At 60.5% G+C, this 16,849-nt stretch carries 18 protein-coding genes; 9 read left to right on the plus strand and 9 right to left on the minus strand.

Annotated elements, in window-relative coordinates:
• Nucleotides 1-129: 129 nt before the first annotated feature.
• The 3 genes from ahcY to xerD form a co-directional block, all read right to left on the minus strand.
• Nucleotides 130-1,392: an adenosylhomocysteinase gene (ahcY, locus tag NZ746_07485; GenBank protein MCS6817206.1), complete on the minus strand. Its 1,263-nt coding sequence runs from the start codon at nucleotides 1,390-1,392 to the stop codon at nucleotides 130-132.
• Complete coding sequence (gene metK / locus NZ746_07490) at nucleotides 1,389-2,540, minus strand: methionine adenosyltransferase (GenBank protein MCS6817207.1); 1,152 nt, start codon at nucleotides 2,538-2,540, stop codon at nucleotides 1,389-1,391. The genes ahcY and metK overlap by 4 nt, the downstream gene beginning before the upstream one ends.
• A 76-nt stretch (nucleotides 2,541-2,616) precedes the next feature.
• A complete protein-coding gene (gene xerD, locus NZ746_07495) occupies nucleotides 2,617-3,501 on the minus strand; it encodes a site-specific tyrosine recombinase XerD (GenBank protein MCS6817208.1) in 885 nt (294 codons plus the stop codon).
• Nucleotides 3,502-3,554: 53 nt separating this feature from the next.
• On the opposite strand from xerD, the gene lpxD reads away from it, so the two are divergent.
• Both lpxD and NZ746_07505 read left to right on the plus strand, forming a co-directional pair.
• The gene (gene lpxD / locus NZ746_07500) at nucleotides 3,555-4,577 is read left to right on the plus strand and encodes a UDP-3-O-(3-hydroxymyristoyl)glucosamine N-acyltransferase (GenBank protein ID MCS6817209.1); all 1,023 of its coding nucleotides are present in this window, start codon (nucleotides 3,555-3,557) and stop codon (nucleotides 4,575-4,577) included.
• A 3-nt stretch (nucleotides 4,578-4,580) separates the two neighbouring features.
• On the plus strand, nucleotides 4,581-5,108 hold the full coding sequence (locus NZ746_07505) for a hypothetical protein (GenBank protein MCS6817210.1): 528 nt from the start codon (nucleotides 4,581-4,583) through the stop codon (nucleotides 5,106-5,108).
• On the opposite strand, the gene NZ746_07510 is transcribed toward NZ746_07505, so the two are convergent.
• Genes NZ746_07510 through recN form a run of 5 tightly spaced genes read right to left on the minus strand, consistent with a single transcriptional unit; the run spans nucleotide 5,100 to nucleotide 10,261 of the window.
• The gene (locus NZ746_07510; protein MCS6817211.1) at nucleotides 5,100-5,921 is read right to left on the minus strand and encodes a ParB/RepB/Spo0J family partition protein; all 822 of its coding nucleotides are present in this window, start codon (nucleotides 5,919-5,921) and stop codon (nucleotides 5,100-5,102) included. The genes NZ746_07505 and NZ746_07510 overlap by 9 nt on opposite strands.
• The gene (locus tag NZ746_07515; GenBank protein ID MCS6817212.1) at nucleotides 5,914-6,699 is read right to left on the minus strand and encodes an AAA family ATPase; all 786 of its coding nucleotides are present in this window, start codon (nucleotides 6,697-6,699) and stop codon (nucleotides 5,914-5,916) included. Before NZ746_07515 ends, NZ746_07510 begins: the two co-directional genes overlap by 8 nt.
• Before the next feature lie 11 nt (nucleotides 6,700-6,710).
• Nucleotides 6,711-7,181, minus strand: a complete 471-nt coding sequence (locus NZ746_07520) for a bifunctional nuclease family protein (protein MCS6817213.1) — start codon at nucleotides 7,179-7,181, stop codon at nucleotides 6,711-6,713.
• A gap of 17 nt (nucleotides 7,182-7,198) precedes the next feature.
• Complete coding sequence (miaB, locus tag NZ746_07525; GenBank protein ID MCS6817214.1) at nucleotides 7,199-8,536, minus strand: tRNA (N6-isopentenyl adenosine(37)-C2)-methylthiotransferase MiaB; 1,338 nt, start codon at nucleotides 8,534-8,536, stop codon at nucleotides 7,199-7,201.
• Between the two features lie 45 nt (nucleotides 8,537-8,581).
• Nucleotides 8,582-10,261: a DNA repair protein RecN gene (gene recN / locus NZ746_07530; protein MCS6817215.1), complete on the minus strand. Its 1,680-nt coding sequence runs from the start codon at nucleotides 10,259-10,261 to the stop codon at nucleotides 8,582-8,584.
• Between the two features lie 109 nt (nucleotides 10,262-10,370).
• Here recN and NZ746_07535 point away from each other — a divergent pair, with 109 nt between their 5' ends.
• From NZ746_07535 to ssb, 7 genes are all read left to right on the plus strand, one after another.
• Nucleotides 10,371-11,060, plus strand: a complete 690-nt coding sequence (locus tag NZ746_07535; GenBank protein ID MCS6817216.1) for a MotA/TolQ/ExbB proton channel family protein — start codon at nucleotides 10,371-10,373, stop codon at nucleotides 11,058-11,060.
• Nucleotides 11,041-11,472, plus strand: coding sequence for a biopolymer transporter ExbD (locus NZ746_07540; protein ID MCS6817217.1), 432 nt, complete (start codon nucleotides 11,041-11,043; stop codon nucleotides 11,470-11,472). The genes NZ746_07535 and NZ746_07540 overlap by 20 nt, the downstream gene beginning before the upstream one ends.
• Nucleotides 11,469-12,263, plus strand: coding sequence for a TonB C-terminal domain-containing protein (locus NZ746_07545; GenBank protein MCS6817218.1), 795 nt, complete (start codon nucleotides 11,469-11,471; stop codon nucleotides 12,261-12,263). Before NZ746_07540 ends, NZ746_07545 begins: the two co-directional genes overlap by 4 nt.
• A gap of 10 nt (nucleotides 12,264-12,273) precedes the next feature.
• Nucleotides 12,274-13,584, plus strand: coding sequence for a translocation protein TolB (locus NZ746_07550; protein ID MCS6817219.1), 1,311 nt, complete (start codon nucleotides 12,274-12,276; stop codon nucleotides 13,582-13,584).
• A 32-nt stretch (nucleotides 13,585-13,616) separates the two neighbouring features.
• Nucleotides 13,617-14,567: an OmpA family protein gene (locus NZ746_07555; GenBank protein ID MCS6817220.1), complete on the plus strand. Its 951-nt coding sequence runs from the start codon at nucleotides 13,617-13,619 to the stop codon at nucleotides 14,565-14,567.
• A gap of 120 nt (nucleotides 14,568-14,687) precedes the next feature.
• Entirely contained in the window at nucleotides 14,688-15,545 is an 858-nt protein-coding gene (locus tag NZ746_07560; GenBank protein ID MCS6817221.1) for a tetratricopeptide repeat protein, read from the plus strand.
• 19 nt (nucleotides 15,546-15,564) lie between these two features.
• Nucleotides 15,565-15,975, plus strand: coding sequence for a single-stranded DNA-binding protein (ssb, locus tag NZ746_07565; GenBank protein ID MCS6817222.1), 411 nt, complete (start codon nucleotides 15,565-15,567; stop codon nucleotides 15,973-15,975).
• Nucleotides 15,976-16,073: 98 nt separating this feature from the next.
• Here ssb and NZ746_07570 read toward each other — a convergent pair whose 3' ends face one another.
• Entirely contained in the window at nucleotides 16,074-16,799 is a 726-nt protein-coding gene (locus NZ746_07570; GenBank protein ID MCS6817223.1) for a hypothetical protein, read from the minus strand.
• Between the last annotated feature and the right edge of the window lie 50 nt (nucleotides 16,800-16,849).

A 16,849-nucleotide genomic window follows, 5' to 3' on the forward strand; every position in this document is an offset into this window, starting at 1 on the left:
GTATTGAGTCCGATAATGAATCTTACGATACCATAGCCCTCCACACCCACTTGAAACCAGCCAACAAACTTCGGAACCATGGGAACAATCTAACCTGAATACACAAGACTCGATCTTACAACTTCACGGTCAGGTACCGTATTCCCAAGCGGTGAGATACCGCCGTTGCTCTTCCGTCAACTCGTCGATTTGAATCCCCATTGCTTGCAGCTTCAAGTGAGCAATTTCGCGATCGATCTCAATAGGGAGCACATGGATTCCAGGCGGGATTGTTCCTCGCCGCTTCACCAAGTACTCGACAGCAAGGGCTTGATTGGCAAAGCTCAGATCCATGACGGCCGGCGGGTGCCCTTCAGCTGCGGCGAGATTCACCAATCGTCCTTCGGCCAAGAGCAAGAGACGATGTCCAGTGTGACGAATTCGATATTCCTCGACGAAATCCCGAATCTTGCGCGGCCCTTCAGCGATCTCTCGCAAGGCATCTAGATTGATCTCCACGTCGAAGTGTCCAGCGTTACACAGGATGGCTCCGTCTTTCATCGCAAGCAAATGTTCTCGATCAATGACGTGGCGATTCCCAGTAACTGTCACAAAAATATCCCCGAGGCGCGCGGCCTCGCGGATGGGCATGACGTCATAGCCGTCCATCAGGGCCTCGATCGCGCGAATTGGATCGACCTCGGTGACGATTACACGGGCGCCTAGTCCTCGCGCTCTCATCGCGACGCCGCGCCCACACATCCCGTAGCCGACGACGACAACGCGCTTTCCCGCCACAAGGACGTTCGTCGCCCGGAGGATCCCGTCCCAGGTGCTTTGTCCAGTTCCGTACCGGTTGTCAAAGAGGTGTTTTGTTCTCGAGTCATTGACAGCGATCACCGGGAATCTCAACAATCCTTCGGCCGCCATGGCTCGCAAGCGAATCACCCCTGTTGTCGTCTCCTCCGTTGTTCCGATCACCTGCTCGGCCAGGGAGGGACGTTCGCGAAGCAAGGTGGCTACTAAATCGGCCCCATCGTCGATGAGCACCTGGGGGTTTGCCTCCAGGGCGATTTTCACGTGCCGGCGGTATGTCTCTATGGATTCGCCTTTGATAGCGAAAACTGAGATATTGAGTTCCTTAACCAAGGCGGCAGCTATGTCATCTTGAGTGGAGAGTGGGTTTGAAGCTATTATTATCAGACGCGCACCACCAGAAACTAACGTTCGCGCCAGATTCCCACTTTCAGCCGTCACGTGCACGCAAGCCGCTATTTGTACTCCTTCCAGAGGTCGTTCTCGCGCAAATCGCTCCCGAATCGCTCGCAGCACGGGCATCTCCCGATCCGCCCACTCTAAACGGGACATTCCAGAAGCTGCTAATCCCAAATCCCTAACCTCGTATCCCCTCACCCCGCCCCTCCGATGGCTTCTCGTAAAAGCTCAGCCTTGTCCGTCCGCTCCCAGGTGAACTCTGGCTCCTGTCTTCCAAAGTGCCCATAGACGGCCGTCTTCCGATAAATCGGCCGCTGCAATTGCAGTGCCTTGATGATCCCGCGTGGTGTTAAATCGAACAACTCGCGCACAACACCGACCAAGCGTTCCTCACTCACCTTCCCTGTCCCAAACGTATCAATAGAGACGGAGACAGGGTCGGCGACGCCAATGGCATAGGCGAGTTGAATCAAGCAGCGATCGGCAATCCCAGCGGCGACGATGTTCTTCGCGATATATCTCGCCATGTAGGATGCCGAGCGATCCACCTTCGTCGGATCTTTCCCTGAAAAGGCTCCTCCTCCATGCGGAGCTGCCCCTCCATAGGTGTCCACGATGATTTTTCGTCCGGTCAACCCCGAATCTCCTTGTGGCCCTCCGATGACGAATCGCCCGGTTGGATTCACATAGTACTTCGTCTTACTGGTGATCAACTCTTCGGGAATGGCCACCTTCACCACGTGTTCGATCACATCCTCGCGCACCGTCCGCGCCTCCACGCGGTCACTGTGTTGTGCGGCGACGACGACCGTGTCCACGTAGAGCGGGCGTGCTCCTTCGTAGACGACCGTCACTTGCGATTTCCCATCTGGTCTGAGATAGGGCAAGATTCCTTGCTTCCGCACTTCGGCCAACCGCCGCGTGATGCGATGCGCCAGTTGAATGGGCAGAGGCATGAGTTCTGGTGTCTCGCGGACGGCATATCCGAACATCAGCCCTTGATCCCCGGCTCCTCCAGTATCCACACCCACGGCAATATCCGGGGACTGCGTGACGATCGAGACCATAACACCGCAGGTCTCCCCATCCAACCCATATTTGGCGCGCGTGTATCCGATGTCGCAAATCACCTGACGCGCGACGCGAGCGTAATCCACATCCGCCGTCGTGGTGATCTCCCCGGCGACGAGCACAAGCCCTGTCGTCAAGAGGACCTCGCAGGCGACGCGACCGTCTTCATCCTGACGCAGGACTTCATCCAAAACAGCATCGGCGATCTGATCTGCGATCTTATCAGGATGCCCCTCAGTTACCGATTCCGACGTGAAGTACCGGATGTTCGCCACTTCATGCCTCCCCTTTTAGATTCGCAGGCGCGAGACTGTAGCACACCGATGATCGGCATGTCAAGAAAATGTTCCTTCACGCCCGGGGGTGACAGTGATCGTAGATCTGCCGAAGCCGTTCGTTAGTGATGTAGGTGTACACTTGCGTGGTGCTCAGATCCGAATGGCCGAGCATCATCTGAACCGATCTCAGATCGGCTCCGTGCTCCAGAAGGTGCGTGGCGAAGGTATGCCGCAACATATGCGGCATGACTTGTCCCAGTCCGGCCGCACGTCCATATCGAGCGACCAACTTCCACAAAGCCTGACGCGTCAGGGGCCGCCCCCGTGGCGAGATGAAAAGCCACGGCGATGTCTTCTGGCCAAGCCATCGTTGTCGTATGGGAAGATATTTCAACACCCACTCAATGGCCGACCGCCCAAGGGGAACCAAGCGTTCTTTGCTCCCCTTGCCAAGGCACACTAGGACGCCTTTGTCTACATCGACATCCCCCAGTCGAAGAACGACCAACTCAGAGGCCCTCACCCCCGTTGCATAGAGGACTTCGAGAATCGCTCGATCGCGAACCCCGATATCACGAGTAACATCGGGTTGTTCAAGGAGACGATTAACCTCCTCGATCGTAAGGAATCTCGGGAGCGTTTGCCATGACCTTGGTGTTTGAAGACTTATCGTCGGATCGCTTTTCAAAAAGCCGTCGAGGATCAGAAACCTAAAGAAATTTCTCAAGGTCACAATACAACGCGTCACGCTCCCGACCTCGAACCCCTGCTCGCTCATCCACCGCAGGAATTCTCGGAGATCCTCCCGCGAGAGGCTCAAAAGATCCTTCTGACGCTCTGTCTGAGCCCACGTTGCCACTCGCTCCAGGTCACGGCGGTAGGCTTCGATGGTATTAGCCGAGAGCCCGCGTTCGATTCGAAGGTATGTCAAAAATTCTCGCACAAGATCGCGCGGCATGGCTCGCCCTCCATCTTGACTCTCGGGCCGAGTCCATTTAGATTTCTTCAGCCATGAGGCTTTCCGACATCGCCCGACATATCGGCGCTCGGCTCGACGGCGAAGACCTCGAGATTACTGGCATCGCCCCCATCGCGGAGGCCCAACCCGGAGAATTGACCTTCATCGCTAATCCCAAATATGCCCCACTGATCAAGACGACGCGCGCCTCGGCCGTGATCGTCGCCGAGGACTTCGCCCCATTCCCCATCGCCTTGCTCCGGACGCCCCATCCGTACTTCGCCTTCGCCAAGGCCTTGGAGCTCTTCTACCAGGCCCCGCAACCGGAGCCCGGAATCCACCCGACGGCCATCATCCATCCGACGGTGAAACTCGGCGCCCATGTCACGATCGGCGCCTACACGGTCATCGCTGCCGAGTGCGAGATCGGCGACCACGTGACGATCTATCCCCACTGCATGATTTACCCGAACGTCCGCATCGGCGCGCATACGATCATCCACTCCCAGGTGACCGTGCGCGAGCATACAATCATCGGCGCCCACGTCATCATCCATAACGGAGCCCGCATTGGCACCGATGGTTTCGGATATGCCCGCGATCCCGAAGGGCGTTGGTATAAGATCCCTCAAGCGGGGCGAGTGATCATCCACGATGGGGTCGAAATCGGCGCCAATACCACCATCGATCGAGCGGCCATCGGCGAGACGGTCATCGCCCGTGATGTGAAGATCGATAACTTGGTGCAGATCGGCCACGGATCGAAAGTCGGCGAGAACTCGCTTTTGTGCGCTCAGGTCGGCCTGGCCGGGAGCACCGAGATCGGACGCAACGTGATGTTGGCCGGCCAGGTCGGCGTCGCCGGCCACCTCCGCATCGGCGACAATGTGATCGCGACGGCGCAAACGGGCATCCCCTCCTCGGTCGAAGCCAATCGCGTCGTCTCCGGCTATCCGGCCATTGAGAACAAGCTCTGGCTGCGCGCTTCGGCCATTTTCGCCCGCTTGCCCGAGATGTATCGCCAGCTGCGCGAGATGAGACAGCGGCTTGAACGCCTCGAACGAGGATCCGAGTGAGCGATGAAGATCGAAAATCGAGCGACGGTGAATCTCAATTACCAAAAGCTGATGACGCACATCCACTCCGTTCTGGAGATCATCCCCAAAGAACACGTGCGAGGCCTGAGCAAACTCATCTTGGTGGACTACGTCACGGATTCGCGCGTGGATCCGCAGATGCGCCGACAACTCCCCGGGCTCTATCATCCGAAGATGCCCGGCTCGCCACAAGCGTGGATGGAGATCGCTCTGAAACCCCTCACCCCCGAGGGATCGTTCTGGAAGCGCCTCTCGGCGCGTTTGGCCCTGCGGGCCAACGTGACGGCCACACTGCTGTCGCTCATCGCACAGCATTATTATCTGACGCTCTCGCACGGCATCCGAAAGGAGCAATACGAGCAGGCCGTCCGAAGCTACGTAGACAGACACCTCGCACTCTACGCGCGCACGCGCAAGGGGATTCGGGCGCGGCTGATTCGCCCTTTCCTCCCTTGGCTCGAACGACTCGCTCGTTGGCTACAAAGGCAACAGCGCCGGAGATCACGCTGAGCCCTCCGATCGCTCGATCTCCTCGGCCACCTGGCGCAGACAGCCGATCAATTCCTCGCGAGTCACATCGGCCTTCTTGAACCGCACTTCCAACCGAAACTCGGCCGCGCGATATCGATAGACGAAGGGCCGAGGTCGGCGGTGCGTCGTCTTCTTCTCCCGCCGCACGTCATCTCGACGCAACCCTTCGCGGCGGATGCGCTCGATGAGCGCCCGCATTTGATCCGCATCCTTGAGTCGAGCAATCTGCAAGAGCACGGACTTCGATTGAATGTCGGCGCGCCGACACAGCTCCTTGATCTCCTCCGGCATCTCGGCCAAAGCCAAGGTCTCCGTCACCGAGGATCGCGACTTCCCGATCTTGCGCGCGATCTCCTCGTGCGTATAGCCGAAGCGCTCGACCAACATTTTGAACCCTTGCGCCTCTTCAAATGGCGTCAGGTCCTTGCGTTGCAGATTCTCGATCAAACTGATCTCAGCGACCGCTTGATCATCTACGTCCATCTCGATGCAAGGGACCTCGCGGAGACCGACGATCAACGCGGCTCGATACCGACGCTCGCCGCTGATGATCAGGAAGCGCCCGTTCTCCTGCGGCCGCACAAGGAGCGGCTCCAAGATGCCCTTCTCCCGAATCGAGGCGACCAGATCCGAGAGATCGCCGATCTCCACACGGGGTTGCTCCGGATTCAAATCGAGCCGATCAATGGGGATCATCCGCCCAATCGGCGCCCCCGTGCGCGAAGCGAGCAACTCGACAAAGTGCGCGTCATGCCGCAACCGGAGATTCGCCGGAAGTCCTCGCTTAGACACGCTCGATCACCTCCTCGCAGAGTTGGTCGTACTCCAGCGCCGCCGTCGACTGGGGCGCGAAAGTGAAGATCGACTCCCGATACGCCGGACTCTCCTCCAAGCGCACCGAGCGCGAGATCACCGTCCGAAAGACCTGCGGACCAAAGACCTGCCGGATCTGCTCCAACGAATCGCGGGCGATGGCCGTCCGCCGATCATACAGCGTCACGACGACCCCCAGCAAAAGCAGGTTCGGATTCGGCCGCGCCTTGATCTTCTCCACCGTCTCCAACAAATCGTCGGTCCCCTCCAAAGCGAAATACGAGGACTGAATCGGGATGATCAAATGCGAGGCGGCCACTAGGGCATTCACCGTGAGTAGGCCGAGCGTCGGTGGCGTGTCCACGATCACGAAGTGATACCGCCCCTTGATCGGATCCAACCGATCCTTCACCCGATAAGGAGCGTCGAACTCTCCAAGCAGTAGGCTCTCGAACTTGGCCAAGTTGATGCGGGAGGGCAAGACCTCCAGATTCGGGACCGACGTCGCGTAGATCACCTGCTCGGCCGTCACCGAACGATCCATGAGCCAATCGAAGATCGAGACCTCAACCTCGCGCAGATCCAAATAGGAGAGCGAACTGTTGGCTTGCGGATCCAGATCCACGAGTAGGACGCGATACCCCCGACGGGCCAATCCTGCCGAGAGGTTGATCGCCGTGGTCGTCTTCCCCACGCCCCCCTTCTGATTCGCGATCGCGATGACGACCGATCGAACCGCCTTCTCCGCGCCGCCCACTGCGGGCCTCCTCAGTACGACCTGCCGCTCGATTCATCCCCGAGGTCTTCGGGCCATTCTTCCTCCTCCACCTCGCGGCTGGAGATCACGCTGCGCGAGCTGCGCAAGACATGCTCGGCGACGAAGATCGGACTGTCCGTCCGAAGCGCTAAGGCAATGGCATCGCTCGGACGCGAATCCACGATGATCTTCTCTCCGCTGACGTCCAAGACGATGATGGCGTAGAAGGTGCTGTCGATGAGATCGGTGATGACGACCCGTTCGACGCTTGCCCCGAGCTGAGCGATGACATTCTTCAACAAATCGTGCGTCATCGGCCGCTGCGGCACGGCCTTCTCGATCTCCATAGCGATGGCATTGGCTTCGAAAACCCCGATCCAGATCGGCAGCATCGCCTCGGAGGCGACATCCTTGAGGATGACCACTGGCGAATTGTTCGCCGGGTCGAGGATGAGCCCGCGCACTTTCACTTCGCGTTCCATAACAGGTCCCTCGCCAGTTAACGGAGAACCTCGAGGCTCCGCCCGAAGAGACTGTGCGGATTCGCTCTCGTGATCTCAACCTTCACGAGAGCTCCTTCGATGTTCTCTCTTGAATCTTCAAAGTTTACGACGATATTGTCCGTCGTGTGGCCGGCCCAGTGAATTTCTGACTTAACACTCTTTCCTTCGACCAAAACTTCAACAATGCGGCCGACATATCGCTGCAGCCTCCGAAGCTGAATCTCTCGCTGCCGCTCTTCCAAACGCATCAGCCGCTCCGTCTTCACCTCATCCGGCACTTGATCCGGGAGCCGCGCCGCCGGCGTCCCCGGCCTCGGCGAGTACTTGAAGAGGTACAAGCCATCGAACTCCACTTCCTCGATCAGACGCAGCGTCTCCTGAAAATCGCGCTCGGTCTCCCCGGGGAATCCCACGATGATATCCCCCGTGAGGGTGATCTCTCGCTTCGCCGATCGAATCCACTCGACGCGACGCATATAATCGGCCCGCGTGTACCCACGGTTCATGCGAGCTAAAATCCGATCCGATCCCGCCTGCGGCGGCAAATGGATCCAATTGCAGAGATTCGGATAGGCTTCGATGGCGCGCACAATTTCCGGCGTGAAGTCTTTCGGATGCGACGTCGTGAACTTGATGCGAGGAAGGCCCGATTGCTCGGCCACAAGCCGCAGGAGATCGGAGAAGGCCAAAGGTCGGTCGCCTTCGATCCGCTCGCTCAAGCCATAGCTATTGACGTTTTGTCCGAGCAGATGGACCTCTCGATAGCCGGCCTGGGCCAGCGCTCGCAACTCAGTCAAGATCCGAATGGGCGAGCGGCTGCGTTCGCGCCCGCGCGTGAAGGGGACGATGCAAAAAGAACAGAACTTGTCGCACCCCTCCATGATCGTCACATAGGCGACATGACGCTGGCGCCGCTCGGCCGGGGAGATCTCCAAGAACTCGGCCCGGTTCGGTGTGCGCGTTTGAACGACCGCTGGCTCACCCCGAGCGCGCAGGCGCTCGATGATTTGCGGCAACTCGGCGAGCGCCTGCGTTCCCACGACGAAATCCACGCCCGGCACCCGTTCGAGCAACTTGCGCCCGTACAACTGCGCCACGCATCCCATGACGCCAATGAGCACGCGATCTCCTCGACGACGACGAAGCTGCCGAATCCGAGTGTAGACCTTCTCCTCGGGCTTCTCGCGCACCGAACAGGTGTTGAGCACGATGACCTCGGCCTGCTCCGGGTCATCAGTCCACTCATAGCCGAGACGCTCCAGCAGCGCCGCCGCCTTCTCCGAATCCACGACGTTCATTTGACAGCCGAAGGTCTCGATGAAGAAGCGCCTCATCGTCGGCCCGCCGACATTGAAATTAAGATTCGAAAAATCAAGGAATTAGTCACGAATCAACTCGCGCGCATGTCGGCGCACGACCTCGGTGATCTCCCGCCCACCGAGCATCCGCGCCAACTCCTCCACGCGTTCCCTCTGGCTGAGCCGCTCCACTCGAACGTGCGTTCGACCACCGACGACCTCCTTCACCACGCGATAGTGGGCATCGGCGAAGCGCGCAATCTGCGGCTGGTGCGTCACGCATAAGACCTGATACCGCTCCCCTAACTGTTTGAGCCGCTCCCCGACGATCTCGGCCACACGCCCCCCAATCCCCACGTCGATCTCGTCGAAGATCAACGTGCGCGGTCCCCACCACTGCGAGACCACCGTCTTGAGCGCGAGCATGATCCGAGAAAGTTCCCCCCCGGAGGCGACCTTCGCCACCGGCCTCGGCTCCTCCCCGACATTCAAAGCCACGAGAAATTGCACTCGCTCCATTCCCTCCGGGCCCGGAAATTCCTCGACCGGCGTGAACGCCACCTGAAACCGCCCTCGCTCAAACGCCAACGCCCGCAACTCGGCCGTCACCGCCTGCTCCAACGTCCGAGCCGCTCGCTCTCGCTTCCGACTCAATTCGCCCGCTACGTGGCGATACTCTGCCCCCAAACGCTTCCGCCGCTCCTCCAACTCTTCACGTCGCACATCGGCGCCAGCCAGCTCTTCGTACTTCGTCTTCAACTGAGCCAACGTCTCCAACACCTCGCGGAGCGTCGGTCCATATTTTCGCTTCAGCCGCTCCAACTCCGCCAACCGCCCTTCGACCTCAGCTAGTCGTTCGGGGGAGAACCGGATCCCTTCCCGATAGTCCCGCAAGAAGTAGGCAACCTCTTCCAGAAGGATTCGCGCTCGCTCGAGAAGCTCCAGCGCGCTCGCAGCGCGTTCGTCCAGTTCCCGCAACTGTTCGAGTCTCCGATACACCCGCGCTCCTTGGCGGAGCATCGAATCATCGGCCTCGTAAAGCTCCGCATAAGCCTCTTGCGCCAGTTGAAAGAGCTTCTCGGCATTGGCCAGCAGTGCCCGTTCGCGCCCCAGCTCCTCATCCTCACCAAGCGTCGGACGAACCCGCTCGATCTCCCGAATCTGAAACTGGTAGATATCCAGAAGCCGAAGGCGCTCGGCCTCAGCTCGAGAGAGTTCGTCCAAAATTCGCTCGGTCTCTCGATAGGCCGCCGCCAGCTCTTCCACCCGTCGCCGCAGATCATCCGCTCGCGCATAGCTGTCGAGCAACCGGAGCGGTCGCCCCCCAACGAGCGCCATCGGCGCTTCGCCCTGGCTGTAGATGTCCACCAAATGCGGGCGCACAGCGCGGACGAACGCTTGCGTCACCAAACGATCGTTGGCGAAGATCCGACTCCGCCCAGAGGCCGAGATCTCCCGTCGCAGGATGATCTCCTCTTCCACATCGATGCCCGCCTCGTGAAAGAGAGCCAGGAGTTCTTCCGGCCACGCCTCCCCGCGAAAGACGCCCTCGATATATCCTCTCGCCTCCCCTGAACGCAGCACATCCGCCCCCGCTCGCTCTCCCAACAGCATCGTGACGGCGTCCACCAGCAGGGATTTCCCCGAGCCTGTCTCTCCCGTTAGCAGATTCAACCCCGGCTCGAACTCCACCTCCACGTTCTCGATCACGGCGATGTTGACGACCTTCAGAAACCTCAACATCGGATGCAAGTGTATCATAGATCGCCCTTGCTGTCATCATCTTTTCCCCGCGTCGAATTGACAGTCGAACGATTCGATCAGTACAATCATGACTCTCGCGGGTGAACATCTCAGTGAGGGAGATCGAATGCTCGTGCAGGCAGCGACGTTCGACATCTATCGGCTCATCGCGCACGCCTCGCTTCCGGCGAAGCTCGTCCTGGCGTTGCTCGTGCTGCTCTCGATCTATTCTTGGGCGCTCATCCTGAGGAAGTACGTCCTCTTTCGCCGCCTCGCGCGACAATCGGCGGCCTTCCTGGAGTTGTTCCGGACGACGAGCGATCCCCATCACGTCTACAAAGCGAGTTCGCGCTATCGCCCGAGTCCGCTCGTGGAGATCTTTCGGGCAGGCTACGAGAGTCTGCGCGAGCAGATGGCCGGAGACGGTCGCTCGCTTGAACGCCTCTCGATCGAGCGCGCGCTCAAGCGCGCCGCCTTAGCTGAGATGGCCGGTTTAGAGGAGGGTATCAGCGGACTCGCCTCCATCGCAACGTCGGCTCCCTTTATCGGTCTGTTCGGCACTGTCGTGGGCATCATCCTCGCCTTCCAAGGTCTCTCCACCCAAGCGCAGACCTCGATCCAGGCCGTCGCCCCTGGCATCGCCGAAGCTTTGGTGGCCACGGCCCTTGGACTTTTCGTCGCCGTCCCGGCGTACATGGCGTACAATTATTTCGTGAGCCGATTGCGCGCGGTCTCGACACTGATGGAGGACTTCACGCTGGAATTCCTCGAGATCGCCGAAAGGAGTGCGGCCCAATATGGCGTTTATCGGTCCTGACCGGCAGGTGCACTCATCGCTCTCGGAGATCAACGTGACGCCCCTTGTGGACGTCATGCTCGTCCTGTTGGTGATCTTCATGGTGACGGCTCCGCTTCTGCAGACGGGCATTCACGTGAATCTCCCCCGCACGCGGACGGCCGAGCCGCATGCGCTCTCGGCTCACGCCATCCTCGTGACAGTGGACCGCGATGGGAATATTTATCTCGGCGCCGGCGGACGCGCGGCTCAAAAGCCGGTCAACGTGAACGAGTTGCCGCGACGATTGCGCGAAGAGTTGGCCGGGTTCGCGGAGAAGCGCGTCTACGTCCGCGGCGATGGCGATACCCCATACCGGGTCATCGCCTACGTCCTCAGCTTGTGCAAGGAGGCCGGCGCTTCGGTGAGTCTCGTCACGGATGTCGAGCGATGACGTGGCGACTTGATCGGTGGCTCGCGCTCTCGGTGGCTGGACACATGGCCCTTGGCCTCGCGCTCGCCCTGTTGCGTCTGGGCGGCTCGACGGCCGATTTCCTCGTGATCGCTGGCCCCGAAGGCAAAGGAGGTAGAGGGTCCGCCATTGAGGTCGGTCTCGCCGAAGGATGGGAGATCGCCCGACTCTTCCCCCAACTGCCCGCAGGAGCCCTCGGAGAGACGCCTGGCCTCTCGACGGTTCGAATCGAGAAAAAGAGCGAAGCTGATGCTCAACCCGATCTGGTCCTCCCCGGCCGTAAGCCCCAACCTCCCGAACCAGGGGCGATCCTGACCGATCGCCCGGTCCGACAGGGCCCGCGTCCCTACACAGGACGTCAGGAGATCGGGGGGACGACGAACACCAGCGCGCTCGTCGGTCCGACGCTTCCCCTGGCTGGAGGTGTTGGTCTCGGGACAGGCCCCGGAGGCGGCTCGGGGATCCCGGGCGGGTCCGACTATGGTCGGCGACTCCAACAGGCCTTGAGCACCTACTACCGCCTCACGCCGACAGCTGCCCTCGGTCAACGCTTCGTCATCGTCCGCGTTCGAATCGCTCGTGATGGGCGGATTCTCTCGATCGTGAACGGGCGTTTGGATCCGGCGGCCTTCATCCGCTCCAGCGGCAATCCCATCGTGGACACTCGTGTGGAAGCCGCGCTTCTGGAATTGAATCGGCATCCCATTCCGTTCCCACCGGATTTCCTTCCCGGTGTTCGCGAAGCCATTGCCGAGATCTACTTCCAATACTAGGCTTATGCGCATGACCAGGACATCGTGGCTCACGCTGTTGCTGATCGGCACCTTCGTATTCGCCCAACAGCCGTCTGATCTTCGTCAGGAGATCGGCAAAATCATCGTCGCTCCGGGACGCGGTCCGTCGCTGGCCATCGCTGATCTCGTGCCTCGCAATGAACCGGCCGTTCCGGCTGCCGCCCTCATCCGCCAGGTCCTTATGCAAGACCTCGACTTCGCTCGCGTAGCGAATCTCGTCGGTCCGAGCCTCCACCCCTCGAATCGGCCGGCCGATCCCGAGCAGGTCGATTTCGCCGCTTGGAGCGGCGATCCCACCCGCGCCGATTACCTGGTCTTCGGCAACGTGACGCTCATCGGCCAAGAGTTGATCATCGAAACCTACCTCTACGATGTCCAAGCCCGACAGCGACTCTACGCCCGACAACACCGCTTTCCGGTCGAGCAAGCCCGCCGGGCCGCTCACCTGATCGCCGATGAGATCGTTAAGACCCTCACGGGGCTTGACGGCATCGCCACAAGTCGCATTGCCTTCGTCTCCGGCGAAGGACGCCAAAGCGAGATCTACGTCATGGATTACGACGGCGCCAACGTTCGCCCCTTCACGCGCGACGGCTCGACCGCCCTCTTCCCCTCCTGGTCTCCCGATGGGCGCAAGATCGCCTACGTCTCGCTCCTCAGCGGCGTTCCCAACATCCACATTCGGTCTTATCCGGATGGCATCCCCCTTCCCTTCCCGCACTTTCCGCAGGGGACGACGATCTCTCCCGTCTTCTCGCCGGATGGACGATGGATCGCCTTCTGTTCGAGCAAAGACAGCAACAGCACGCAGCTTTATGTCGCTTCGGCCGACGGTTCCGTCATCCGGCAACTCACCAACGAGCGCGGCGTGATCCACTCCTCGCCACGATGGAATCCGCGCACCGGGCGTGAGATCGCCTTCATTTCGAATCGGAGTGGAACCCCGCAGATTTATATCATCGACGTAGACGGCGCTAACCTGCGCCGTGTGCTCGATCGCGGAGGCTTCGCGGACTCGCCCGCCTGGTCTCCCGACGGGCGATTCCTCGCCTTCGCATGGCGACCTCCGCAAGCCTCGCGGTTCGACATCTTCCTCATGGACATCGCCACGCGAGAGATCGTCCAGCTGACCGATGGTCCCGGCAGCAATGAGAGCCCAAGTTGGGCCCCCAACGGACGACATCTCGCCTTCCAATCGAATCGAACGGGCCGTTTCGAAGTGTATCTCATGCACATTGACGGCACAGGCGTTCGACAGATCACTCAGATGGGAGGACGTTCACCCGCATGGACGCGGTAAGCAGTGCATCTCACCGGAAGGAGAAAGACGCCATGAGACGATACCTCTGGATCCTCATCCCACTTTCGCTCATCGTCTTCGGGTCGGCGTGCCGGCCGCAGATCTCGCTCACGGCCTCGCGCGACCGCATCAATCGCGGCGAGGAAGTTGAGTTGAGCTGGACGTCGAAGCACGCGCAGACGGTGACGATCAATGCCCGGCCGGTGGCCAAATCCGGGACGATGAAAGTCACGCCGACAGAGACGACCACCTACGAAGCCGTCGCTCGACGCGGCAAACGCGAAGCCCGAGCGCTGGCCCGCGTCGAGGTCATCCAACCTCGCCCGACTATTTCCCTCTCCGTCGAACCCGCGCGCATCGAGCGCGGTCAACGAGCGACGCTTCGGTGGTCGAGCACCGATGCTCAAACGGTAGAGATTACGGGAGTGGGGCCCGTCGAACCGAGCGGGAGCCGCGTCGTCTCTCCCCCGCAGACGACGACCTATACGGCTATTGCTCGCGGCCCAGGCGGCGAAGCCACGGCGAGCGCGACGCTCACGGTCACCGAACCACCTCCACCGCCACCTCCACCGCCTCCGCCACCGGCACCTCCGCGTAACCTCTCGGCCGAGTTCACCGACGCGGTCAAGACCATTTACTTCGCCTTCGATAGCGCGGAGCTGGACGAGGAAGCTCAAGCTCGGCTGCGGCGCGCGGCCGAATGGCTGAATCGTCCAGAGAATCGCACGATCATCTTCCGCATCGAAGGTCACTGCGACGAACGGGGCACGGAAGAGTACAACATGGCCTTGGGGGATCGCCGCGCCAATGCGGCCCGCGATTTCCTCATCAGCCTCGGCATTGCTCCGGAGCGCATTCAGACGGTCAGCTTCGGAGAGACGCGCCCCGCCGTTCCCGAGAGCAACGAGCGCGCTTGGGCCTTGAATCGGCGCGATGAGTTCGTCTATATCCAGGGCGGTGATCCCACGCCCCCAAGACGCTAAGCATCGGCGAAGGCTCTTCGCCGAAGGGCCTTCGCCGATCTTGCCTTCACCCTACACCTGTCGTACCATCTGGCGTTGGGCGTGGCCGCCATCGCAGCGGACCACGTAGAAGGAGGGATGATGATGCGACGATCGGGTCTCTCGCCTGGCCTCGTCCTGGCGGCGATCGCTTTGCTTCTTCTCTCCTCTCCATCTCAAGCTGGGAAGAAGGAGCTCGAGGCGATCGCCAAACTCCAGGCCGAGGTCCTCATCCTTCAACGGCAGCTTCGCGATTTGCAGGAGTCCTTCGACCGCAGCAATGGACAATGGCTCGCGCTTCTGGGACAGATCGGCGAGAACGTCGCCGCCTTGCAGCGCACGCTCTCGGCGCTACAGCAAACGCTCGGGGAGACGCAGACGCGCACAACGGGCCTCTTCGCTCAAATGGACTCCCGCCTCACAGTCCTCGAAACGAATCTGCGCATGGCCTCCGAACGCCTCGTCCAACTCCATGATCGCATCGCCACGCTCTCGGAGAATCTCGCCCAGGCGCAACGCCGAGCGACGGCTATTGATCCCACCGATCCGATCCAACTCTTCAGCGCCGCTTATGGCGAGTATCTCAAGGGGAACTACGAACTGGCTCTCGATCAATTTCGACAGTACATGCAACGCTTCCCCTCGCTGGAGACGACCGACAACGCCCAATATTGGATCGGGGAGTGCCTCTATAGTCTCGGTCGCTATGAGGATGCCGTGGCCGAATTCGATGCGCTTTTGCGCACCTATCCGCAAAGCGATAAGGCGCTGGCCGCTCGCCTGAAGAAGGCGCTCGCGCTTCTGGAGTTGGGCCGCCGTGAGGAGGCCATCGCCGAACTACGCGCCGTCGCGCGCCACCCCGTTCCCTCAAGCGAAGTGAACGCCGCTCGTCAAAAACTCCAACAGCTCGGCGTTCCCCTCGAGGAGCCCCGTCCGACGACGCCCCGTCGTCGCCGGTGATCTCGCCAAGGAGAGGGCTATGTCGTTCAACAAGATCATCATCATCGGAAATCTCGGACGCGATCCGGAGCTTCGCTATACCCCTCAAGGGATCCCTGTATGCACTTTCTCCGTCGCGACCAATGAACGAAGGCGCGACAGCACGGGAGAGCTTCAAGAGCGAACCCTCTGGTTCCGCGTGACGGCCTGGCGCCGATTGGCCGAGCTCGCCAATCAGTATCTCAAGAAGGGAAGCCTGGTCTACGTCGAGGGACGATTGTATCTGGACGAATACACGGACCGAGAGGGGTTGCCCCGAACGCAGTTGCGCATCGAGGCTTCGGACGTGCGCTTCCTCGATCGAAAGCCCGTGGAGGAGGGAGGAGTCGCTGAGGAACCCCTCAGCTCGATCTCTGGCTTCGAGCCCGGCGATGAGGATGTCCCCTTCTAGGGATCACGCGCGGGCCCGGCTCGTCGGCCTTAAGAGTGCACTCGAAATCCGCTCCATCAACTCATCCTCGGCGCTGCCCTTCACCCTCTTTGTGAACCTCATGGCCTGAAATCGACTTTCGAAATCCCGCCGACTTCAAGTGATGCTTCATCAGAGATCAGCTGAAGAGCGCCAGCATCCTCTGCCTTGAGAAACGAGGTGAGCTCGATGAGCGACCGAGCAACCGGAAGTGCTCCAGGATCGGCCGTTGGAAGAGGGAGCCGGACCTCAGTCGTGAACAGCTCACGCTCTGGCGCGCGCTTGGCCGAACTCCCCAGACGTCCCACAGGCTTCGTCACTGGTTTTTCCTCAAACCGAGCGACGAGCTTCTCCATGCCCATACCGACCGCCCGCAGCGGAATCGAGAGCACTCCAGAAGGTGCATCACTCACGATGAGCAACCGATCCGTCGCTGCCCCCGGTCCAGCAGGAGCAAAGGCCACGTTCAATCTCACTCCGACGCCTGGACCAATCCGCGCCGGCAGCAATGGCGCTCGAACGAGTGAGAAACGTCCCTCGGTCCGAATCTCCACGAGTCGCAACGGCGCCGTCCCCACATTGGTCAGCAACAGCGAGGCTTCGCGAACGCTGCCCAAGGGGACTGCTCCAAAATCAATCTCGGAAGCTGAGATCTGAAGCGCCGGCGTTCCCGCAGCGTGAGATCGCTCCCCCGAGGATCGAGCGATCTGGCCATTAAGGGGAAAGAACGACCACCATCGAACGGCCCATGCTCCAGCAACCACGACCACGGCAACTCCCACAAGCGCAAGATGTCGCACGCGCATCGTCATCCCTCCTTCGCCACAAGATCATTCGCTTGTGCCGCCACATCCAC

Source organism: Blastocatellia bacterium, assembly GCA_025055075.1.
Lineage (GTDB): Bacteria > Acidobacteriota > Blastocatellia > HR10 > HR10 > HR10.